The organism is Halorubrum sp. Eb13, from assembly GCF_002252895.1.
Taxonomy (GTDB): domain Archaea; phylum Halobacteriota; class Halobacteria; order Halobacteriales; family Haloferacaceae; genus Halorubrum.
Map to the genome: position 1 here is coordinate 1 of NZ_NHPE01000019.1, position 21,409 is coordinate 21,409.

Sequence of the window (21,409 nt, forward strand, 5' to 3'; positions counted from 1 at the left end):
GACGCGACGTAGCGGTCGCGACTGGTGAGGACGACGCGACGTAGCGGTCGCGACTGGTGAGGACGACGCGACGTAGCGGCCGCGGCTGGTGAGGACGACGCGACGTAGCGGTCGCGACGGCCGAGGCGACGAGCACGAATCCGGCGATCGAGCGTCGATTTCGTCGCCCTCGCGGCCCGTTAGAGTTCGAGTTCGGGCGTCGATATCCGCACTCTTATCAGCGTATTAATCCTATATACCGCTAAGAGAACCGATGGACGAGAATGCACGTTCGAACACCAACGCTAGCTCGTTCGGCGTGGCCGACGAGGGCGTCGACGCAGTTTACGAAGCGATTTTTCGCGAGATGGACAACGCCGTTTTCGTCGTTGAGGTCGGGCGGACCGGCGACGGCTACGAGTTCACGTTTCGACAGAACAACACCGCGCACAAGGAACAAACGGGGTTCTCCGAGGACGCGATGCGCGGTGAGACGCCGCGGGAACTCCTCGGCGACGAGCAGGGCGCGGTCGTCGCCGCGAACTACCGCCGCTGCGTCGAACGGGGCGACACGGTCGAGTACGAGGAGCGGCTCACGTTCCCGGGCGGGACGAGCCACTGGCAGACGAAGCTGACGCCGATCACCGAGGGCGGAACGATAACGCGGATCGTCGGCGTCGCTCGGGAGATCACCGCGCAAAAGCGACAGGAGCGAGAGCATCAGCGCACGTACCGCCGGTTCCAGACCGTGTTGGAGACGATGTCGGCGGCGGTGTTTCTCAAAGACGCCGACGGTCGGTATCTCCTGGTGAATCAGGCGTGCCGCGACCTGTTTGACGTCGACGAGGATCCCGTCGGGATGACCGACGAGGACCTCTTCCCGCAGGAGATCGCCGAACAGGCGCGGGCGGACGACTTACGAGTCCTCGACGGCGGCGAGCAGATCGAACTCGAGGAGACGATCCCGACTCCCGCGGGGGAAAGCGTCCGCCTCACTCGGAAGTCACCCGTGTACGACGACGAGGGAGAGATCGTGGCCGTCTGCGGCGTCTCGACGAACATCACCGAGCAGAAAGAGGGAGAGCGAGCGCTTCAGCAGCTCAAAGACCGCCTCGAACTCGCGGTCGAGGGCGCCCAACTCGGCATCTGGGACTGGGACATGACCACCGACGAAGTCGAGTTCAACGATCAGTGGGCGCGGATGCTCGGGCATTCCGCCGACGAGATCGAACCGCGCCTCGAGGAGTGGGAGCGCCGCGTCCACCCCGACGATCTCGGGCCGGTCGAGGACGCCCTGTCAGACCACATGGCGGGCGAGACGGAGTACTACGACACGGAACATCGGATGCGGACCGCGTCCGGCGAGTGGAAGTGGATCCGCGACGTCGGGAAGATCGTCGAGCGCGACGGGGACGGGGAGCCGGTGCGAGCGGTCGGCATCCACCTCGACATCGACGAGCGAAAGCGGCGAGAGACGGAGTTGGAACGCACGCGGGCGCTCATCGAGCGGACGCAAGAAAGCGCGTCGATCGGGTGGTGGGAGGTCGATCTGATCGACGAGTCGCTCACGTGGAGCGACGAGGTGTACCGAATCCACGGGGTGCCCGTAGAAGAGTCGATCGAGCTTGAGGAAGCCATCGAGTACTACCATCCGGCCGACCGAGAGACCATCGAGACCGCGTTCGACCGGCTGACCGAGGAGGGCGAGCCGTACGATCTCGAACTGCGGATCGTCACGGCGTCCGGGCAGACTCGGTGGGTCAGGGGGATCGGCGATCCGCAGTTCGACGACGCGGGGAACGTCGTCGGCGCGTTAGGGCTGTTCCAAGACATCACGGAGCGGAAGGAGTACGAGATCGCCCTCGAGTCGACCCGCGAGGAGCTCCGGGAGATCATCGACCTCGTGCCGGACCTGGTGTTCGTGAAGAACCGCGACGGCGAGTACCTCTTGGCCAACGAGGCGACCGCGGAGGCGTACGGGAAGACGCCCGAGGAGGTCGAGGGTCGCTCGGAGGGCGAGATAATCCCCGACGTCGACGACTCGGCCGAGTTCCGACAGGACGACTTGGAGGTGATCGAGTCGGGCGAGCCGAAGGAGATCGGCGAGGAGACGTTGACGACGGCGGCCGGCGAAACGCGCATCCTGCAGACGGTGAAGATCCCCTATAAGATGCCGGAAACGGGAGAGGACGCCGTCTTGGGATACGCCCGCGACGTGACCGAGCTCAAGGAGTACGAGCAGACGCTCGAGCAGCAACGGGATAACCTCACCCTGCTCAATCAGGTCGTCCGCCACGACATCCGGAACCAGCTGATGGTCGTGGAGTCGTACACCGACCTGCTCAAGGACTCGCTTCCCGACGATCGGAGTCGAACGTACGCGCGGACGGTCATCGAGGCGGCGAAGCAGGCGGCCGAGATCACGGAAACGGCCAAAGACGTCACGGACGTGCTGCTACAGGTCGGCGCCGACCGGACCCCGATGAGCCTCCGCGACGAACTCACCGAGCAGATCGAGAAGGTCCGCTCGGATCAGGACCGGGCGACGATCTCCGTCGACGGGTCGGTCCCCGACGTGACGGTGCTGGCGGACGAGCTGTTGGAGTCGGTGTTCCGGAACCTGCTGACGAACGCGGTCGTCCACAACGACAAGGACGCGGCCGAAATCGGGGTTTCGACCCGCGTTGGGGACGGTTCTGTGCGCGTGTCGATCGCCGACAACGGTCCCGGTATCGAGGATAAGCACAAAGAACAGATCTTCCAGGAAGGCGAGAAGGGCCTCGAGAGCGGCGGAACGGGTATCGGGCTCTACCTCGTCAAGACGCTCGTCGACAAGTACGGCGGCGGCGTGTGGGTCGAAGACAACGAACCGACGGGCAGCGTGTTCGTCGTCGAACTGCCGATCGTCGACTGAACGGACGGCTATCGGGCGTCGACCGAACGGACGGCTACCGGGCGTCGACCGAACGGACGGCTACCGGGCGTCGACCGAACGGACGGCTACCGGGCGTCGACTGAACGGACGGCTACCGGGCGTCGACCGAACTGACCCCAGCCTATCGGGGACGCGGACGGCCTCGATCGCCCGTCCGGATCTCGCACAGCGACGGGCTTAATCGCCCGAGCGCCCAACGTCCGACGATCAGCTAATGGCGGAACAGTCGGGCATGGACGCGTTCGCGCACCTCGGGAGCGAGGTCCGAGAGGCGCTCTCCGAGCAGGGGTTCTCGACGCCGACGGAGCCGCAACGCGAGGCGATCCCGCCGCTCGCCGCCGGGCGGAACGCGCTCGTCCTCGCCCCGACGGGGACCGGGAAGACGGAGACCGCGATGCTCCCCGTCTTCGACGCGATCGTCGACGCCCGAAACGCGCCGGGCGACCAGCCCCGCGAGGGGATCTCCGCGCTGTACATCACCCCGCTCCGCGCGCTCAACCGCGACATGATGGACCGGCTGGAGTGGTGGGGCGACCGGCTCGGCGTGGAGGTCGCGGTGCGTCACGGCGACACCACGCGGTACGAGCGGTCGAAGCAGGCCGACGACCCGCCGGACGTGTTGATCACGACGCCGGAGAGCCTGCAGGCGATCCTGACGGGCTCGAAGATGCGGGTCGGCCTCGAGGACGTCGCGCACGTCGTGATCGACGAGGTCCACGAGCTCGCCTCCGCGAAGCGCGGCGCGCAGCTGACTATCGGGCTCGAACGCCTCCGGCGCGTCGCGGGGCCGTTCCAGCGGGTGGGGCTCTCCGCGACCGTGGGGACTCCGGAGGAGGTCGGGAAGTTCCTCGTCGGCAGCGGTAAGCGCGACCCGAACCGCGAGGGCGACCGCGAGTTCGAGATCGTCGAGGTGGCGGCCGGGTCGCGGACCGACGTGCGCGTGCTCGACCCGGAGATCACGGACCGCGACGCGACCCTCGCCGGCGAGCTGGCGGTCGACGAGACGACCGCGAGCCACGTGCGGACGATCCGCGGGATCGTCGCGGACCGCGAGTCGACCCTGATCTTCGTCAACACGCGACAGACCGCGGAGGCGCTCGGCTCGCGGTTCAAGACGCTCGCGGAGCGGGAGCGAGAGGCGGCCGAACGCGGCGGGGAAGGCGACGGGGACGCCGACCCCACCGAGATCGAGGTCCACCACGGCTCGCTCTCGAAGGACGTCCGGATCGACGTCGAGGACCGGTTCAAGTCGGGCGAGATCGACGGGCTCGTCTGCACCTCCTCGATGGAGCTCGGGATCGACGTGGGGCGCGTCGACCACGTGGTCCAGTACGGGAGCCCGCGGGAGGTCGCCCGCCTGCTCCAGCGCGTCGGGCGCGCCGGGCACCGCCGCGACCTCGTGTCGGAGGGGACCGTCGTGACGCAGGGCGGCGACGACACGCTCGAGGCGCTCGCGATCGCCCGGCGCGCCGACGCCGAGCTCGTGGAGCCGGCCGCGATCCACCACGGGAGCCTCGACACGGTCGCGAACCAGATCGTCGGGGTCGTGATGGACGAGGGCGACGTCCACGCCCGCGTGGCGTACGAGACCGTCACGAGCGCCTACCCGTTCCGGGACCTCTCGGAGCCGCGGTTCCAAGAGATCGTCCGCGAACTCGACGGCAACCGCCTGCTGTGGCTCGACGAGGAGTCCGACACGCTAGAGAAGTCGGGCGGCACGTGGCAGTACTTCTACGCGAACCTCTCGATGATCCCCGACGAGTCCACCTACGAGGTGTACGACATGTCCTCGCGGCGGGGGATCGGCACCTTAGACGAGCGGTTCGTCGTCAACTTCGCCGGCCCGGGCGAGACGTTCATTCAGCGCGGCGAGATGTGGCGCATCACCGAGGTCGACGAGGAGGAGGAGCGCGTGAACGTCACGCCCATCGCCGACCCGGCGGGCGAGGTGCCCTCGTGGATCGGCGAAGAGATCCCGGTCCCGAAGCCCGTCGCCGAGGAGGTCGGGCGAATACGGGGCGACGCCGCCGCGGCGCTCGCGGCGGGGTCGACCACCGGGGCGGTCGCGGGCGACCTCGCGGAGCGCTACCCCGCCGACGAGGAGACGGTCGCGACCGCGCTGAAACCGGTCGTCGACCAGGTCAAGGCCGGCCACCCGATCCCCACCGACCGCCGGATCGTGATCGAGGGGAGCGCCCGTACCGTCGCGGTCAACGCCGCCTTCGGCCACGAGGTCAACGAGACGCTCGCGCGCCTGCTCGCCGCGCTCGTCGGTCAGCGCGCCGGCTCGTCGATCGGAATGGACGTCGACCCCTACCGGATCGAGTTCGAGGTCCCTCACGGGGTCGATCCCGGGACCTTCCGCGAGGTGCTGGAGACGACCGACCCCGACCGGTTGGAGGCGTACCTCGAACTCGCCCTGAAGAAATCGGACGCGCTCAAGTTCACGCTCGCGCAAGTCGCCGCGAAGTTCGGCGCCGTCAAGCGCTACCGCGAGGGGAAGGGGCGGTTCGGCGGCGACCGCCTGCTCGCGGCGTTAGAGGGGACGCCCGTCTACGACGAGGCGCTCCGCGAGGTGTTCCACGCCGACCTCGCGGTCGCGGAGACGGCGGACCTGTTGGCGGCGATCCAGGACGGGTCTCTCGACGTGGACATCGCCCGCGAGCGCACCCCCCTCGGCACGGCCGGGCGCTCCGCGGGGACCGAGTTCCTCGTCCCGGAGAACGCCGACGCCGACGTGATCGAGACGATACGCGAGCGGATTCGGAACGACCGGGTCATCCTCTTCTGTCTCCACTGCGCCGACTGGCGGCGTACAACGAAGGTGCGGCGCGTCCCCGACCAGCCGGAGTGCCCCGACTGCGGGTCGACCCGCGTCGCCGCGCTGAACCCGTGGGACGACGAGACGGTCGCAGCGGTCCGGGCGAGCGAGAAGGACGAGGAACAGGAGCGGCGGACGAAACGGGCGCATCGGGCGGCGAGCCTCGTCCAGACGCACGGGAAGCGCGCCGTGATCGCGCTGGCGGCGCGGGGGGTCGGGCCGCACAACGCCGCGCGGATCATCAACAAGCTGCGCGAGGACGAAGACGAGTTCTACCGCGACGTGCTTCGACAGGAGCGCGAGTACGCCCGGACGCAGTCGTTCTGGGACTAGATCGGTACGGGGATTCGGTCGGCTATTTATAAGCGGCCGATGCCGAGCCGACAGCGAACACCGCCAAAGCCCCGGCCGCTCGCTGATAAATTACTGACGACAGATCGACAGTGAACACCGCCAAAGCCCCGGCCGCGAGGACTCGCGCGGCTTGCTGCGCTCCTCGTCACTCGCTTCGCTCGTTCCTGCGGTGCTTACTGCGCCGTGCTTCGTCCTCGCGACTGCCCCTTTTGAGTCCCACCCCATACCGCACCGCAACCGCGGCCTCACGCCTCCCCAGCCTCGCCGCTCGCGCTTATCAGCGCTCGCGGCGTCCCTCGCGCGTGCGACTCGCGCCCGCTGGGCGCTCGTCGGCACGCGCCACCGCACATCTGTTTATATATAATCGCAGATGTCGCTGGCGCGGTTCAGTCGCTACTCGCCCGGGTACTTCGGCTCTCTGCGCTCGGCGCGCTCGGTCGCGCGCTCGATGACCTCGCGGACCGTGTCCGGGCCGTCGCTCGCGCGGTAGACGTCGCCGTGGCCGGGGTACATCGTCTCGACGGTGTCCGGGAGGACGTTGAGAATCGTGTGGAGGCTCTCGATCAGGTCCTCGCGCGACTGGCCCGCCATGTCCGTGCGGCCGAACGAGCCGTCGTCGAACGCGCCGTCGTTGTACACGACCACGTCGCCCGAGTAGAGCCGCTCCTCGCCCACGAACGCGACGTGGTCGTCGGCGTGGCCCGGGCTCTCGACGACCTCGCAGGGCTCGTCGCCGATCAGGATCTCGTCGCCGTCGACGATCCCAACGTCCCGTCGCGGGTGCGAGGCGTTCGCGTAGAGGGTCGCGTCGAACCGGTCGAGCACCGCGTCGAGCTCGCCGACGTGGTCGTGGTGCTGATGGGTCAAGACGACCCGGTCTAACCCGTCGACGCCGGCGTCGGCGAGCGCGTCGGCGATGACGTCGTCGACGCCCGGCATCGTCCCGGCGTCGACCAGCGTCGGCGCTTCGCCGGGCACGAGGTACGCGTTGCAGGTGAACTCCTCCGCGTCGGCGGTGACGGTGATCGGCTCCATATCCACACGAGGGCGTTCGCGGCGTAAAAACGTGTGCGGGCCCGACCCCGATCCCGGCAGGGGATTTATCACTGGTGGGGTGTTAGTATTACACACATATGGGCTTCGGAAGCTACGACGAATCCGAACAGGAGAACCAAGACCTGGACGCGGATTTCGACGACGAGGACGGAGTCCGAGCGGCCGAGGAGGTACACGAGGGCTCCGTCGACTACGAGCCCGGCGCCTCCAACGACGAACTTCTCGACCGGCTCCAGGAGATCAAATCCGAGGAGAACTGACGGGGTGACGGCGCCGAGCCGGACGCTCGGGATCGCCTTCTCCGACGGCGACCGAACCAGCCGCCTAGCCGGCGCCGTGGTCAGATCCGACGGGACCCTCGACGGACTCGGCTTCGAGCGCTGCGCCGTCGGCGGCACCGACGCCACCGACGCCGCGATCGCCCTCTTCGACGCGCTCGGCCGCGAGGACGTCCGCCACGTCGCCTGCGCCGGCGTCGCCCCGGCGTGGTTCAACCTCCTCGACCTCCGCCGGCTCCACGAGGCCCTGGACCGGCCCGTCTACGCCGTGAGCTACGAGCCGAGCCCCGGGCTCGAACCCGCGCTCCGCGAGGCGTTCGACGGCGACGCCCTCGAGCGCCGACTCGGCGTCTACCGCTCGCTCCCGCCGCGGGTGCGGGTCGAGCGCGGCGGAGAACCCGACGGGAAGCCCGCGGGTGACCCCCTCTTCGTCCGCGCGATCGGCCTCGACGACGGCCGCGCGGCCGCCGCCGTCCGCGACCTGGTGCGAGACGGCTTCCGGCGGCCCGAGCCGCTCCGGATCGCCGCGCTCGCGGCGAGCGCGCACCGGGAGGCAGTCGGGGGAGAGTAGCGCGCACCGCGAGTGACCGTCGCGGACGCGCGAGCGGGACCCCCGTGGATATATGTCGTCCCCGGCCGACCGCCTCCGCATGAGCGACGACTCTCCGCCGGACGGCGACGCCTCGGACGGCGGCGCGCCCGGCGTGACGTTCCGCGACCGCGACCGACTCGTCCGGACGCCGGCCCACGGCGTCGCCCTCGACTGCCTCGCCGCCGGCATCGCGGCCGCGCGCCCGGACCGACTGATCCCGAGCGCCGTCTCGGTGCGCGACGGGACGCTCCGGATCGAGGGCTCGACGACGGCCGCGGGCGCCGACGGCGCCGGCGAGTACGACCTCGCCGACTACGACCGCGTGGTCCTGATCGGGGCCGGAAAGGCGTCCGCGGAGGTCGCCGCCGCGCTCGCCGGCGTGCTCGAGGGCGACGACCGCGAGTTCGCCGAGGGCGTCGTCGTCACCGAGGACCCGGCGGAGCGACCGTCGACGGCGGGCGTGGAGATCCTGCCGGGCGACCACCCGGTCCCGAGCGACGCCGGCGTGGAGAGCGCGCGGCGCGTGCTCGACATCGTCGAGCGCGCCGGCCCGGACGACCTCGTACTCGCCGCGATCACCGGGGGCGGGAGCGCGCTGCTCGCGGCGCCCGCGGACCCGATATCCCCGGACGACCTCCGCGAGCTGACCGAGGGGCTGCTCGCCTGCGGCGCGTCGATCGACGAGATCAACGCTGTCCGCAAACACTGCTCGGCGGTGAAGGGCGGCCGGCTCGCGCGGTCGGCGGCGCCCGCGACCGTCGTCACCCTCGCGATAAGCGACGTGATCGGCGATCCGCTCGACGCGATCGCCAGCGGCCCGACGGTCCCCGACCCCTCCACCTACGCGGACGCGCTGGCGGTGCTGGACCGCTACGACCTGGACGTTCCGGGGTCCGTCCGCGAGCGGCTCGAGGCGGGCGCGGCGGGCGATCTCGCGGAGACGCCGACCGCGGGAGACCCGGCGTTCGACCGCGCCCAGGCGTTCGTCGTCGGCAACGGCCGGACCGCGCTCGACGACGCCGCGGACGCCGCCGCCGAGCGGGGGTACGAGCCGCTGGTGCTCGCCGCGGGGGTCCGAGGGGAGGCGCAGGGCGCCGGGACCACTCACGCCGCGATCGCGGAGGAGTGCGCGGTGCGGGGGTCGCCCGCGGAGCCGCCGACCGTGTTGCTCTCGGGCGGGGAGACGACCGTGACGCTCGGCGACGCCGACGGGACGGGCGGGCCGAACGCGGAGTTCGCGGCGAGCGCCGGCCTCGCGCTGGCCGAGGGACCGCTCGGCGGCGACGGGAGGGAGGACGGCGACGGTGACGACGGGCCCCGGATCGTCGTCGCGAGCGCCGACACCGACGGGATCGACGGCCCGACCGACGCCGCGGGCGGGATCGCGGACGCGACGACGCTGGACCCGGACGCCGCCCGCGACGCCCTCGACCGCCACGACGCATATCCCCTGCTCGACGAGGCCGGCTCGCTGCTCCGTACCGGCCCGACCGGCACGAACGTCAACGACCTGCGCGCCATCGTGATCGAGGCGGCCGACTCGGAAGGCGAGTCGTAGACGGACCGCGGCGTCGTCGCGTGAGAGGCGTTCACGCGTCGCATCCGGTTGCTGTAGGTTTTTGCGGCGACCGGGACAAGGTTCGGAGAGATGACGCCCGAACTCGACGAGATCGACCTCGGCACCGTCCCGCTCGGTCGGACCGGGCTGCGAACGAGCGAACTGCAGTTCGGCACGTGGCGCTTCGGCCGCGTGACCGAGGCGGGCAACGTGGAGATCGACGAGGCGCGCGCCCACGAGCTGCTCGACGCCTACGAGGCCGCCGGCGGCCGGTACATCGACACCGCCGACGTGTACGGCGGCGGGGACTGCGAGCGCTGGATCGGCGACTGGCTCGCCGAGCGCGACCGCGAGCGCTACACGGTCGCCTCGAAGGTGTACTGGCAGATCCGCGACGGCGACCCGAACAGCCGCGGCACGAACCGCAAGAACGTCCGCCACCGCGTCGACGCCCTCCTCGACCGACTCGACACCGACTACGTCGACGTCCTCTACATCCACCGCTGGGACGACGAGACGCCGGCCCGCGAGCTGATGAAGACGCTGAACGGGCTCGTCGAGTCCGGCAAGGTCCACTACCTCGGCGCCTCCACGCTCCGCCCGAACGCCTGGAAGGTCGCCCGCGCCAACGCGATCGCCCGCAGCGAGGGGTGGGAGCCGTTCACCGTGCTCCAGCCGCGGTACAACCTCGTCGACCGCGAGGTCGAGGGGGACTACCTGGAGTTCGCCCGCCAGCGCGACCTCGCCGTCTCCCCGTGGAGCCCGCTCGGACAGGGGTTCCTGACCGGGAAGTACGACCGCGACGAGGACCTCCCGGAGGAGTCGAAGGCGGCCGAGTCGAGCCGCTTCCAGGAGGCGTACCTCACCGAGGAGAACTTCGACGTCCACGACGAGCTCGACGCGGTCGCCGACGAGGTCGACGCCTCGCCCGCCCAGACCGCGCTCGCGTGGCTCGCCCACCGCGACGGCGTCACCGCGCCGATCGTCGGCGCCCGCACCGTCGACCAGCTCGCCGAAAACCTCGCGGCCGCGTCCATCGACCTCTCGGACGAGCAGGTCGACCGACTCACCGCCGCGAAGCCCGGCCCCTACGACGAGCTGTAGGGCGCGCCGTCAGTCGGAGTCGTCGGACCGCTCGACCTCCCCCGTCACCTTCCCGTCCGCGCGGTCGCGCTCCCGCGCCGTCGGGTCGCGCTCGCTCGGGTCGCCGTACCCGCCTCCACCCGGCGTCAGGACCGTGACCGTCGTCCCCGGTTCCACGTCGACGGTCGCCTTCGCCGGCACCGCGTCGCCGTCGATCAGGTTCTCGCCGGTGGCGCCCGGCTCGCCGCCCTCGATCCCCGCGGGGGCGCGGCGCCGCCGCTCCGTCAACAGCGAGACCGTCGCGGCGGTCTCGACGCGAACCCGTCGTTCGAGGCCGAGCCCGCCGCGGCGGCGCCCGTCGCCGCCGCTGTCCGGGCGGAAGGCGTACCGCTCCACGCGGAGCGGGTACGCCGCCTCCAGCGCCTCCACCGGCGTGTTGAGCGTGTTCGTCATCCCGACCTGCACGCCGTCCATCCCGTCGGCGTCCGGGCGCGCACCGAAGCCGCCGCCGATCGTCTCGTAGTAGGTGAACGACTCGGCGCCGTCGCGGTCGCGGTCGCCGCGGTCGCCGCCCGCGCCGCCGCGCGCCCCGATCGTGAGGTTGTTCATCGTCCCCTGGCTCCCCGCGGTCACCCGCTCCGGGGCCGCCTCGCCGAGGGCGGCGAGCACGACGTCCGTGACGCGCTGGCTCGTCTCGACGTTCCCGCCGACGACCGCCGCCGGCGGGTTCGGGTTCAGCACCGATCCGTCGGGCGCCGACACCGACACCGGCTCGTAGCAGCCGTGGTTCGGCGGGATCTCCGGGTCGGTGACGCAGCGCACGACGAAGTACACCGCGCTCTTCGCGACCGCCAGCGGCGCGTTGCAGTTCCCGTCGACCTGCGGGGCGCTGCCGGCGAAGTCGATCGCGAGCCGGCCGCCGTCGACTGTCACCGCCGCCCGGATCGGGACGTCGGCGTCGGTGACGCCGTCGCCCTCCATCGCGTCCTCGGCCCGGTAGGTCCCGTCCGGGAGGTCGGCGATCGCCGCGGTCATCCGTTCGCGGGAGTAGTCGATCACGGCGTCGAAGGCGCGCTCGAGGCGGGCGCGGCCGTGCTCGTCGGCGAGCTCACCGAGCCGGTCGCCGGCGCGTCCGTTGGCCGCGAGCTGCGCTTCGAGGTCGGCGCGGCGCTCCGCCGGGGTGCGGACGTTCGCGAGGATCAGGTCGAGCACGTCGTCGACGCGCTCGCCGCCGTCGACGAGCCGGAGCGGGGGAATGCGGAGCCCCTCCTGCTGGATCTCGCGGGCGCCGGCCGGCATGCTTCCGGGGGCCATGCCGCCGACGTCGGCGTGGTGCGCGCGGGAGACCGCGAACCCGACCACGTCGCCGTCGAGCGCCAGCGACGAGACGAGCGTCACGTCCGGGAGGTGCGTCCCGCCCGTGAACGGGTCGTTGAGGACGAACACGTCGCCGGGGCTCGGGTCGCGCTCGCGCACGGCCGCGACGGCTTCGGGCATCGCGCCGAGGTGGACCGGGATGTGCTCCGCCTGCGCGACCATCCGGCCGTCGGCGTCGAAGAGGGCGGTCGAGCAGTCCTGTCGCTCCGTGATGTTCGGCGAGTAGGCACCGCGGATCAGCACCTGCCCCATCTCCTCGGCGACGCCCTCCAGCTGATTGCGCATCACTTCCAGGGTGACCGGGTCGAGGGCGGCGTCGGGGTCGGTCTCGGTGTCGCGGCCGTCGGTGGAGTCGGCGTCGTCCCCGCTCATCGCCGCTCACCCCCGGCCGCGTCCCGCTCGAGCACCACCGTCCCGTCCCGGCGGACGCGCCCGCCCCACGCCGGCGGGACCACGGTCGTGCTCTCGGTCCCCGCGAGCACCGCCGGCCCGTCGAGCGTCGCCCCGGCCCCCAGCGCGTCGCGGTCGTACACGGTCGCCGCGACGGTCCCCTCGTCGGGGAAGACGACCTCGCGGGAGCCGCGCTCCGCGTCGGCCGCGCCCGTCCTCGCGACGGTCGGCGCCGCCACCTCGACGGTGGCCGTGACTCGGAGCGTGACGGCCTCGACGCCGGCGTCGAGCCGGTAGCCGTAGGCGCGCTCGTGGGCCGCGGCGAAGCGCTCGGCGAGGGCGTCGGGATCGACGGCGGACCCGGCGTCGCCGGCGGTTCCGGCTTCGCCCTCGCTCCCCCCGTCGACGGTCAGCTCGAAGCTCTGCCCGGCGTACCGGCAGTCGGCCGCGCGGTCGACGCGGGCCGCCGCGGGGTCGGAGACGTCGTCGAGGACGCGGTCGGTCAGGGCCGCGAAGGCGTCGCCGAGGTCGACGGCGGTCGCGTCGGCCAGCGGCAGCCGGACCGTGCGGGCCGCGTCGTGGGTCTCGTCGGCCGCGAGCAGCCCGTACGCCGACAGCACGCCGGCCGGACCGGGGACCAGCACGCGGTCCATCTCGAGCCGGTCGGCGAGCGCGGCGGCGTGCATCGGCCCCGCCCCGCCGAAGGCGACGAGGTCGAAGTCGCGGGGGTCGCGGCCGCGCTCGACCGTCACCGACCGGATCGCGCGCGCCATCGTCGCGTTGGCGACGCGGTAGACGCCGCGGGCGGCGGCGGCGGGGGCATCGAGGGCGTCCGCGGTCTCGCCGTCGCCCCCGGACCCGCCGTCGCCGCCGATGTCGGCCGCCTCGGCGAGCCGGGAGAGCGCCTCGCGGGCGGCGTCGACGTCGAGCGAGAGGTCGCCGCCCAGCGCCGCGTCCGGCCCGATGTAGCTCAAGAGCACGTCGGCGTCGGTGACCGTCGGCTCCGTTCCGCCCTTGCCGTAGCAGGCCGGCCCGGGCTCGGCGCCCGCGGACTCCGGCCCGACGCGGAGCGCGCCGCCGGCGTCGGTCCACGCGATCGATCCGCCGCCCGCGCCGACCGTCTCGACGTCGACCGTCGGCGTGCGGAGCGGCACGTCCGCGACCGTCGTCTCCGCGGTTCGCTCGACGCGACCGTCGCGCACGAGGCTCACGTCGCTCGACGTGCCGCCCATGTCGAAGGTGACGGCGGCGGGGGCGGCTCCGGTGGCGCCGTCCGCTCCGCCGAGCGTCTCGCCGCCCGCGACCGCGGCCGCGCCGACGACGCCGGCCGCCGGTCCGGAGAGGACCGTGGTGACCGCGCTCTCGCGGACCGTCGCCGCGTCGGCGACCCCGCCGTTCGAGCGCATGACGCGCGGCGCCGGGAGCCCGAGCTCCCGCGCCCCCGCGACGACCTGGCCGAGGTAGTCGTCGAGCTCCGGCGTCAGGTAGGCGTCGGCGACGGTCGTCGCCGTGCGCTCGTACTCCCGGAACTCGGGGAGCACGTCGTGAGAGGCGGAGACGGGGACCGAGAGCTCCCCGCGGAGGACGCTCGCGACCGCGGCCTCGTTCTCCGGGTGCGCGTACGCGTGCAGCAGCGAGACGGCGACGCTCTCGGCGTCGCTCGCGGCGATCTCCGCGGCGAGGTCGCGGACCGCCTCGGCGTCGACGGCTCGCTCGGTGCCCTCCGTCGTCGCGCGCTCGTCGACCTCGAACCGCCGGCGGCGAGGGACGAGCGGGGGCGTCTTCTCGGCGCGCAGGTCGTAGAGGGAGGGGCGGGTCTGGCGGCCGATCTCCAAGACGTCGCGGAACCCCGCGGTCGTCACGAGCGCGGTGTGCGCGCCGTCACGCTCTAAGAGGGCGTTGACCGAGGCCGTCGTCGCGTGCGCGAAGGCGTCGACGTCCGCCGGGTCGATTCCGGCCGCGTCGCAGGCCTCGCGGATCCCGTCGAGGACGCCGGCGTGCTGGGGCGTCGTCGTCGGCACCTTCGCGGTCGTGAGGGCGTCGCCGACGAGGAGCGCCACGTCGGTGAACGTGCCGCCGACGTCGACGCCGATCCGGACCGAGTCGCTGTCGTCGACCATCGCCGACGCTACCGCTCCGCGCAGTACTCGACGAAGTTCCGGAGGATCCGGAGCCCCGTCTCCCCGCTCTTCTCGGGGTGGAACTGCGTGCCAAACACGTTGCCCGCCTCGTTGGCGACGACGGCGGGGAAGTCGACCCCGTAGTCGGCGGTGGCGACGACCGCGTCCGGGTCGTCGGGCTCGGCGTAGTACGAGTGGACGAAGTAGGCGTACTCGCCGTCGACGGACCCACCCGTGGGTCCGTCTGCCTGCGGAGTCTCCGACCCCGATCCGTCGACCCCGTCGACGAGCGGGTGGTCGCGCTCGACATCGAGCTCGTTCCACCCCATGTGCGGGACCTTGCGGTCGACGTCGAACCGGACGTTGGTACCGGGGACCAGATCGAGGCCCGTCACTTCGCCCTCGCCCTCGTGGTCGGCCTCCTCGCTGGTCGTCAGGAGCATCTGCATCCCGAGACAGATGCCGAACAGGGGACGGCCCGCCTCGGCGTGGTCCGTCAGCGCCTCGCGCAGCGGGCCGGCGTTCTCCATCCCCTCGCGGAACGCGCCGACGCCCGGGAGGACGACGCCGTCGGCGGCCGCGAACGCCTCGGGGTCGTCGGTGATCTCGACGGACGCGCCCGCGCGCTCCAGCCCGCGGGTCGCCGACCGGAGGTTCCCGAGGCCGTAGTCGACCAGAACGACGTCCGCCAGCGTCTCCGCGGGCGGCTCGAAGGTGCTCATACCCTCACTGGGAGGGGCATCGAAAAGTCGGTTTCCCTTGTGACAGTCGCGCGCGGCGGCGCGGCGGGGCGGGGCGGCCCGGCGTCGGGCGGGATCAGACGACGCGGGCGCGCATGGCGGCGGTGTCGTCGACGACGCGGACGCGCGCGGCGGCGATGCCGCGACGACGCGGACGCGCGTGGCGCAGGGAGCGTCGAACGCGGTCGATCCGCGGTCGGTCCGGCGGCGCCCTCACTTCAGCGCCGCCTCGGCCATCCGCTGCGGGAAGCCCAACAGCAGCGCCACGATGCCCTGCGCCTCGTCGCCCTCGCGGAGCGCGGAGCGGATCCGCTGAGAGAAGATCTCCACGGAGATGATCAGCACGAGGATGACGAGGATCGTCGCCATCATGTTGGTGAACGCGAACAGCCCCTGCTGGACGGAGAGCACGTTCCCGAGCCCGCCGCCGCCGATGATCCCGAGCGAGACGGCGATCCGGACGTTGATCTCGAAGATGTACAGCGTCCACGCGATGAACGGCGTCGTCACCTGCGAGAGCATCCCGAAGGTGATCGTCTGCGGCTTGTTCGCGCCGGTCGTCTCCATCGCCTCGATCGGTCCGTCCTCGATCTCCTCCAGTTCGTCGGTGAAGAGCCGCCCGAGGTTGCCGATAGTGTCGGTCGCGATCGCGAGCGTCGCGGTGACGGGACCGATCCCGCCGAGCGGGATGTAGATGAGCCCCCACACGAGCGCCGGGATGGCGCGGATCGAGGACATGAGCCCGCGGAAGATGAAGTTGAACGGGAACGGCGTCACGCGGCCGGAGCCTAAGATTCCGAACAGCAGCGCGAACGGGAATCCCATGACGGTGCCGGCGAAGCCCATCGCGAGCGTGATACCGGCCTCGCCGAGGAGCGGCGTGTCGCCTCCGATGCCGCCCCAGATGAGGTTCCGCTCATTGATGAACGTCCAGTACTCGAGGAAGCCGCCCGGGTCGACGAAGGGGAACGACGGCGCGAGGAACGGGAAGAAGTCGCGGAGCGCGTTGAGGAAGTTCGGGAAGTAGGTGGGGATGTTGGCCGCGAAGAAGCCGACGGAGGTGAGCGCGTAGTAGAACACCGCGCCGAGCACGACGAGCGCGAGGCCCATCACGAGCGCCTTGACGCGCCGAGCGAGGACGATCGCCTCGTAGCGCTCCCGGACGGACTCGTCGTAGCTCACTGTCCCATCCCCCCGCCGGAGACCGGCTTCGACGACGCGTCGTCGATCGACCCGTCGTCGCCGTCCCGATCGCTGTCGGGCGCGAACATGCCTTCCGTGTCGATGTCGCCGTAGATCTCGTCGATAACGTCCATGTCGAACTCGTCGCGGTAGCCGTCGAACACCTTCCGCCCGTCGCGGAGCCCGATGAACCGCTCGCCGAACTTCCGGGCGAGGTTCACCTGATGCAGGCTGATGACGGCCGTCAGGTCACGCTTGCGCGCGGCGGTCCGGAGGTACCCCATGACCTGCTGGGAGGAGCCCGGGTCGAGGCTCGCGACCGGCTCGTCGGCCAGCAGTATCGTCGGGTCCTGTACCAGCGCTCGGGCGATGCCGACGCGCTGCTGTTGCCCGCCGGACATGCGCTTCGCGCTCTGTTGGGCCTCGTCGAGCAGCCCCACGGTGTCGAGCGCCTCCAACGCTTGGAGCTTGTCCGCCTCGCCCTGCCGCTGGAGCAGGGAGTCGAGGAAGGTGTTCCGGTTGAGCGACCCGGTGAGCGCGTTGGAGTACGCGGTCATCTGGTCGATGATGTTGTGTTGCTGGAAGATCATCGCGATGTCGTTGCGGGGGCTGTTGACGGGCTCGTCGCCGACGCGGATCTCCCCGTCAGTCGGGGTTTCGAGCGCGTTCATACACCGAAGCAGCGTCGACTTCCCGGACCCGGAGACGCCGAGCACGATGACGAACTCGCCCTGGGGGACCTCGAACGAGACGTCGTCGAGCGCCACGGTGTCGCCGAACCGCTTCGTGACCCCGTCGACTGTAATACGACTCATTAGGTGTAAAGAGAGGTTGAGAGGTGGTTACGAAAGGTCTTCGAACTCGAGACCGAGCTGGTCGAGCACGTCGCGGATCGGCGCGTAGTCCTCGATGCTACCCTCCTGGACGCCGGTGAACCAGAGCGGCTCGCCGTCGTAGTCGTCGCCGTGACTGAGGTCGTCCTCGGTTACGTTCAGGATGGCCTCCTCGATGTCGGCCTTGACCGGGGCGTCCCAGCTGGACCGCGTCGCCAGCGGCGCGCGCGGGATCGGGTCGGACACCGCGAGCAGCTGGAGCTCCGTCCCGGACGACTCGATCTCGTCGCCGGCGCCCTCGTACTCCGCCGAGATGTCGACGAAGTCCTGGGACATCTCCTCGAACTGCTCCTGCGGGACGTACGGGGCCGAGGAGAAGGCGCCGGTCGTCGCCGCCATCACGTCGTCGCGCTGGACCATCTGCTCTCGCGCCGTGGTGTGGTCGGAGTACTCCGCGTCGAAGTCGTTCGCGTCGCCGTCGGGGGCGTTCCCGATGTCGAGGCCCGCGTTCTGCAGCATGGTGAGGGGGACGAGCGTCCCCGAGACGGAGAGGATGTCGCCCATGTAGATCAGCTCGCCTTCGAGGTCGGAGAGCGACTCGATGCCGCTGTCGGGCGTCGTCGTGGTCGTCGAGAAGTACCGCGCCGCGCCGTACGCGACCCGGACCCCGACGACGTCGAGGATGTCCTCGCCCGCGATGACCGCGGACGGCGAGATGTCCGCGATCTCGCCCTGCTCGTTCCGCATCGCCTGGAGCGTCGCGGTGTAGCTGGCCGCGCGGTCGGACTCGATCTCGACCTCGACCTCGGACTCGAGGTACTCGAACATCGGCTGGTACTGCTGTTCGATCTCCACGTCGGCCTCGGCCGGGTTCAGGATGAACTGCGCGGAGGGCACGTCGTCCGTCTCGCCGGAGGTCCCGCCGTCGCTCCCGTCGGAGCCGTCGGACCCGTCGCTGCCGTCGGACCCGTCGCTGCCGTCGGAACCGTCGCCACCGCCGCCGCCGGAACAGCCGGCGAGCGCGACGACACCGCCCGCGCCCGCTGTCTTGATGAACGTACGCCGGTTCGCCGACCGCCTGTTGTCGGACATACAGGCGTTTGTCTGACTGGCGCGACTAATCGTTTTCTATGTCTCCTATATAGATCCCGCCGATTCGTCCGATTCTCCCGCCGACTCCGTCCGATCGGAGCATCTGGGAACTCGGCCGATCCGGCTGTCGCCGGAATCGCTCCCGCGGCCGAATCAGTACTCGCCGAGCCGCGACTGGCCGCTCCCGCCGTCCGCGCCGCCCGCGCCGCTCAGCTCGCCCGCCCTGGCGATCGTCTCGAAGAAGCCGTCGCGCTGGCTCCGGTCGTACAGCGTCGCCGCCGGGTGGACGGAGAGCAGGACGCGCCGCGACGCGCCCGCGATCCGCGCGTCGACGACGTCTCCCGACTCCGACGTGATCGCCACCGACCGGTCGAGCAGGTGCTCGCTCGGCACCTTCCCCAGCGTCACGATCAGCGCGGGATCGAGCCGGTCGATCTCGCTTTCGAGGTGGCCGCGGCAGTTCGCCAGCTCCTCGGCCGTCGGGTCGCGGTTGTCCGGGGGACGGCACCGGACGCAGTTGGTGATCCGGACGTCCGCCCGCGCGAGGCCGGCGTCCCGCAGCGCCTCGTCGAGCACGTCTCCGGACCGCCCGACGAACGGCTCCCCTTGCTCGTCCTCGTTCGCGCCCGGCCCCTCGCCGACGAACAGGAGGTCGGCGTCGGTCGGCCCGACGCCGTCAACGATCTGACTCCGCGACTCGACGAGCGCCGGACAGCGCTCGCAGGACGGCACCCGGAGCTCGGCGTCGAGCCCGTCCGCGTTCTCGGTCATGCGATCCGATCCGGGCGGCGGCGACATAAGTCCGTCCGCCCGGCCCGCGCTGGACGGAACGTCAGTCCGCCCGATCCGCGCCGGACGGGACGTCAGTCCGCGCCAGACGTCGCCGCGTTCGGTCCCGAGTCGGTCGGTGCCGCCCCGGCGTCGCCGCCCGGCGCCGAGCCGCCGCTCGTCTCCGGTTCTTCGCCCGCCGCCAGCGTCTCCACGTTCGCGAACGCGAAGCCCGCGAAGCCGACGCGCAGGAGCAGGTCGAGGTACTCCAGCGTCACCGTGCCGGTGAACGCGTCGAGCAGCCCGGCGATCTGGAACATCGCCCACGCGATGAGGACCCCGAAGGCGAACAGGACGAGGTTCCGGGTCTTCTTGTAGAACAGCTCGCGGGCCGGCGGCTGGCGGGACGCCGCGCCCGCGATCGGCCCGAAGTAGAGCCAGACCAGCGCGACGTAGCCGACGAGGATGGTTCCGGTGCCCGCCAGCGCGAGGGGCCCCTCGAACACCTCGGCGACGTCGTAGCCGACCCGCATCGCGACGATGAGGGCGACCACGGCGCCGACGTACCGCCGGCTCGTCCCCGCCACGAACGCCGCGAACCCGAACAGGAACGGGTACGCCACGTAGTCGGTGAGCACCTGTCCGCCCTCCAGCGTGCCGTTCGCGACCGAGAACGTCCCGATCCCGGCCCCCCACAGCCCGACGCCGACGGCCGCGGTCGCGACGACCGCGACGAACGGGTAACAGTACCGGCGCAGCGCCGCCGGTTTGCGGCGCGCGAGCGCGAGCAGGACGACGGCGGAGACGGCGTAGATCCCCGCGGACACGAACCGAACCGTGGACGGCTCAATCATCGGCCGTCACCTCCGAGTCGGCGGCGGCGCCCGGCTCGGCCGCCGGTCCGGCGCCCGCGTCCCGTCGCGTCTCGAACTGGTCGAGTCGCTCGGAGAGCGACGCGGTCCGCTCCGAGAGCGCCGTCGCCGTCTCGGCGAGGTCGCCGACGGTCTCGGCGGTGTCGTCCGCGGTCCCCGCCAGCGACCGCGCGCGGTCCGCGGCGTCGGTGGCCGAGGCGTGGACCGACTCGACGCGCGCCGCGACGGACTCGATCCCCTCCGCGCCCTCGTCGGTCGCCCGCGCGATGTCGCCCATCGCCACGTCCACGTCCTCGACGGTCCCGGTGAGCTCCTCGATCGCGTCGCCGGCCGCGCGGACCGCCGCGGTCGTCTCGTCGAGCTCCCCCATCGTCCGGTCCATCTCGCCGGCGACCGCGGAGACGTCCTCGGTCACCTCCCCGATGGTCGCCTCGATCTCGGTCGTCGACTCGCGGGTCTCCTCGGCGAGCCCCTTCACCTCGTCGGCGACGACCGCGAACCCGTCGCCGTCCTCGCCCGCCCGCGACGCCTCGATCGAGGCGTTCAGCGCGAGGATGTTCGTCTGCTCGGCGATGTCGGAGATCACGTCGGTCGTCTCCGCGACCCCGTCCATCCGGTCGTCGAGCCCGGCCACGAGGTCGTCCAGCTCCGCCAGCAGGTCGCCGATCGCGACGATCGCCTCGACCGCCTCGGTCGCGCGCTCCTCGCCCCGCGTCCCGAGCTCGGCGGCGGCGGTCGCGTCGCCCGCCACCTCGTCGGTCGTCGACGCGATCTCCTCGACGGTCGCGGAGAAGTCGTCGGTGTCCCTGGCCGTCTCGCGAAGCCGGTCGGTCTGCTCGTCCAGCTCGTCGGCAAGCGCCCGCATCTCGGCGGCCACCTCCTCGTTCATCCCGGCGACCTCGTCGGCGCGCGTCGCCATCTCCTCGCTGGTCGACTCCACGTCGCTCGCGAACGACTGGATGTCGTCGACGGTCTCCGAGAGCCCGCCCGTCATCTCGTTGTAGGCGGCGGTGATGCGCTCGATCGCGTCGACCTCGCTCTCCTCGGGGAGCCGCCGCGAGAGGTCGCCGTCGGCCGCCCGTTCCATGGCGCCGCCGATCGTCTCGGCGCGCGCCAAGATCTCGTCCGACATCTCCTCCGCCTCCCGGCGGGCCGCCTCCGCCTCCGCCTCGGCGCGTTCGGACTCGGCGACCGCGTCCCGGAGCGACCGCCGGGTGTCGTCGAAAGCGGCGAACAGGCGCCCGATCTCGTCGCCCCGGTCGGAGGTGGCGCGGGCGTCGAAGTCGCCGCGGCCGACCGCCTCGGCCGTCTCCGTCAGCCGCCGGAGCTCGACCGCGACGTTGCCGATCAGTACGATTCCGAGCAGTCCGAGGTTCAGC

General features: G+C 71.5%; 16 protein-coding genes. 6 read left to right on the forward strand and 10 right to left on the reverse strand.

Annotated elements, in window-relative coordinates; all coding sequences use genetic code 11:
- The first annotated feature begins 253 nt into the window (after nt 1–253).
- The gene (locus tag DJ75_RS01690) at nt 254–2,893 is read left to right on the forward strand and encodes a PAS domain-containing protein (protein ID WP_094522145.1); all 2,640 of its coding nucleotides are present in this window, start codon (nt 254–256) and stop codon (nt 2,891–2,893) included.
- A 235-nt stretch (nt 2,894–3,128) separates the two neighbouring features.
- Nucleotides 3,129–6,068 (forward strand): DEAD/DEAH box helicase, encoded by a 2,940-nt coding sequence (locus DJ75_RS01695; RefSeq protein ID WP_176451406.1) that lies wholly within the window; start codon nt 3,129–3,131, stop codon nt 6,066–6,068.
- Between the two features lie 414 nt (nt 6,069–6,482).
- On the opposite strand, the gene DJ75_RS01700 is transcribed toward DJ75_RS01695, so the two are convergent.
- Nucleotides 6,483–7,124: an MBL fold metallo-hydrolase gene (locus DJ75_RS01700; RefSeq protein WP_094522146.1), complete on the reverse strand. Its 642-nt coding sequence runs from the start codon at nt 7,122–7,124 to the stop codon at nt 6,483–6,485.
- Nucleotides 7,125–7,222: 98 nt separating this feature from the next.
- Between DJ75_RS01700 and DJ75_RS01705 the strand changes: the two genes are divergently transcribed.
- From DJ75_RS01705 to DJ75_RS01720, 4 genes are all read left to right on the forward strand, one after another.
- Complete coding sequence (locus tag DJ75_RS01705; protein WP_094522147.1) at nt 7,223–7,405, forward strand: DUF5786 family protein; 183 nt, start codon at nt 7,223–7,225, stop codon at nt 7,403–7,405.
- 4 nt (nt 7,406–7,409) lie between these two features.
- Nucleotides 7,410–7,994 carry a DUF99 family protein gene (locus tag DJ75_RS01710; RefSeq protein ID WP_094522148.1) on the forward strand — a complete coding sequence of 195 codons (585 nt, stop codon included), beginning with the start codon at nt 7,410–7,412 and terminating at the stop codon, nt 7,992–7,994.
- A 79-nt stretch (nt 7,995–8,073) separates the two neighbouring features.
- Entirely contained in the window at nt 8,074–9,573 is a 1,500-nt protein-coding gene (locus tag DJ75_RS01715; RefSeq protein WP_094522149.1) for a glycerate kinase, read from the forward strand.
- Nucleotides 9,574–9,663: 90 nt separating this feature from the next.
- Entirely contained in the window at nt 9,664–10,677 is a 1,014-nt protein-coding gene (locus tag DJ75_RS01720; protein WP_094522150.1) for an aldo/keto reductase, read from the forward strand.
- Nucleotides 10,678–10,686: 9 nt separating this feature from the next.
- Here DJ75_RS01720 and DJ75_RS01725 read toward each other — a convergent pair whose 3' ends face one another.
- From DJ75_RS01725 to DJ75_RS01765, 9 genes are all read right to left on the reverse strand, one after another.
- The gene (locus tag DJ75_RS01725) at nt 10,687–12,405 is read right to left on the reverse strand and encodes a hydantoinase B/oxoprolinase family protein (protein WP_094522151.1); all 1,719 of its coding nucleotides are present in this window, start codon (nt 12,403–12,405) and stop codon (nt 10,687–10,689) included.
- Nucleotides 12,402–14,543 (reverse strand): hydantoinase/oxoprolinase family protein, encoded by a 2,142-nt coding sequence (locus DJ75_RS01730; RefSeq protein WP_094522152.1) that lies wholly within the window; start codon nt 14,541–14,543, stop codon nt 12,402–12,404. Before DJ75_RS01730 ends, DJ75_RS01725 begins: the two co-directional genes overlap by 4 nt.
- A gap of 8 nt (nt 14,544–14,551) precedes the next feature.
- Nucleotides 14,552–15,265 carry an imidazole glycerol phosphate synthase subunit HisH gene (gene hisH, locus DJ75_RS01735; RefSeq protein WP_094522153.1) on the reverse strand — a complete coding sequence of 238 codons (714 nt, stop codon included), beginning with the start codon at nt 15,263–15,265 and terminating at the stop codon, nt 14,552–14,554.
- A 231-nt stretch (nt 15,266–15,496) separates the two neighbouring features.
- The gene (gene phnE / locus DJ75_RS01740) at nt 15,497–16,465 is read right to left on the reverse strand and encodes a phosphonate ABC transporter, permease protein PhnE (RefSeq protein ID WP_094522155.1); all 969 of its coding nucleotides are present in this window, start codon (nt 16,463–16,465) and stop codon (nt 15,497–15,499) included.
- Nucleotides 16,462–17,280: a phosphonate ABC transporter ATP-binding protein gene (locus DJ75_RS01745; protein ID WP_094522156.1), complete on the reverse strand. Its 819-nt coding sequence runs from the start codon at nt 17,278–17,280 to the stop codon at nt 16,462–16,464. Before DJ75_RS01745 ends, phnE begins: the two co-directional genes overlap by 4 nt.
- Nucleotides 17,281–17,307: 27 nt before the next feature.
- Nucleotides 17,308–18,390 carry a PhnD/SsuA/transferrin family substrate-binding protein gene (locus tag DJ75_RS01750; RefSeq protein WP_094522157.1) on the reverse strand — a complete coding sequence of 361 codons (1,083 nt, stop codon included), beginning with the start codon at nt 18,388–18,390 and terminating at the stop codon, nt 17,308–17,310.
- 153 nt (nt 18,391–18,543) lie between these two features.
- On the reverse strand, nt 18,544–19,161 hold the full coding sequence (locus DJ75_RS01755; RefSeq protein WP_094522158.1) for a uracil-DNA glycosylase family protein: 618 nt from the start codon (nt 19,159–19,161) through the stop codon (nt 18,544–18,546).
- A 92-nt stretch (nt 19,162–19,253) separates the two neighbouring features.
- Nucleotides 19,254–20,012: a bacteriorhodopsin gene (locus tag DJ75_RS01760; protein ID WP_094522159.1), complete on the reverse strand. Its 759-nt coding sequence runs from the start codon at nt 20,010–20,012 to the stop codon at nt 19,254–19,256.
- Nucleotides 20,005–21,409 (reverse strand): methyl-accepting chemotaxis protein (locus DJ75_RS01765; protein ID WP_094522160.1); only part of this gene is annotated, 1,405 nt, incomplete at its 5' end. The genes DJ75_RS01765 and DJ75_RS01760, both read right to left, overlap by 8 nt.

Coding starts and splice junctions, on each gene's coding strand:
- DJ75_RS01755 (WP_094522158.1), bottom strand. CDS start 19,161: ATGACCGAGAACGCGGACGGGCTCGACGCCGAGCTCCGGGTGCCGTCC.
- DJ75_RS01700 (WP_094522146.1), bottom strand. CDS start 7,124: ATGGAGCCGATCACCGTCACCGCCGACGCGGAGGAGTTCACCTGCAAC.
- DJ75_RS01720 (WP_094522150.1), top strand. CDS start 9,664: ATGACGCCCGAACTCGACGAGATCGACCTCGGCACCGTCCCGCTCGGT.
- DJ75_RS01715 (WP_094522149.1), top strand. CDS start 8,074: ATGAGCGACGACTCTCCGCCGGACGGCGACGCCTCGGACGGCGGCGCG.
- DJ75_RS01725 (WP_094522151.1), bottom strand. CDS start 12,405: ATGAGCGGGGACGACGCCGACTCCACCGACGGCCGCGACACCGAGACC.
- DJ75_RS01730 (WP_094522152.1), bottom strand. CDS start 14,543: ATGGTCGACGACAGCGACTCGGTCCGGATCGGCGTCGACGTCGGCGGC.
- DJ75_RS01690 (WP_094522145.1), top strand. CDS start 254: ATGGACGAGAATGCACGTTCGAACACCAACGCTAGCTCGTTCGGCGTG.
- DJ75_RS01760 (WP_094522159.1), bottom strand. CDS start 20,012: ATGATTGAGCCGTCCACGGTTCGGTTCGTGTCCGCGGGGATCTACGCC.
- DJ75_RS01745 (WP_094522156.1), bottom strand. CDS start 17,280: ATGAGTCGTATTACAGTCGACGGGGTCACGAAGCGGTTCGGCGACACC.
- DJ75_RS01750 (WP_094522157.1), bottom strand. CDS start 18,390: ATGTCCGACAACAGGCGGTCGGCGAACCGGCGTACGTTCATCAAGACA.
- hisH (WP_094522153.1), bottom strand. CDS start 15,265: ATGAGCACCTTCGAGCCGCCCGCGGAGACGCTGGCGGACGTCGTTCTG.
- DJ75_RS01705 (WP_094522147.1), top strand. CDS start 7,223: ATGGGCTTCGGAAGCTACGACGAATCCGAACAGGAGAACCAAGACCTG.
- DJ75_RS01695 (WP_176451406.1), top strand. CDS start 3,129: ATGGCGGAACAGTCGGGCATGGACGCGTTCGCGCACCTCGGGAGCGAG.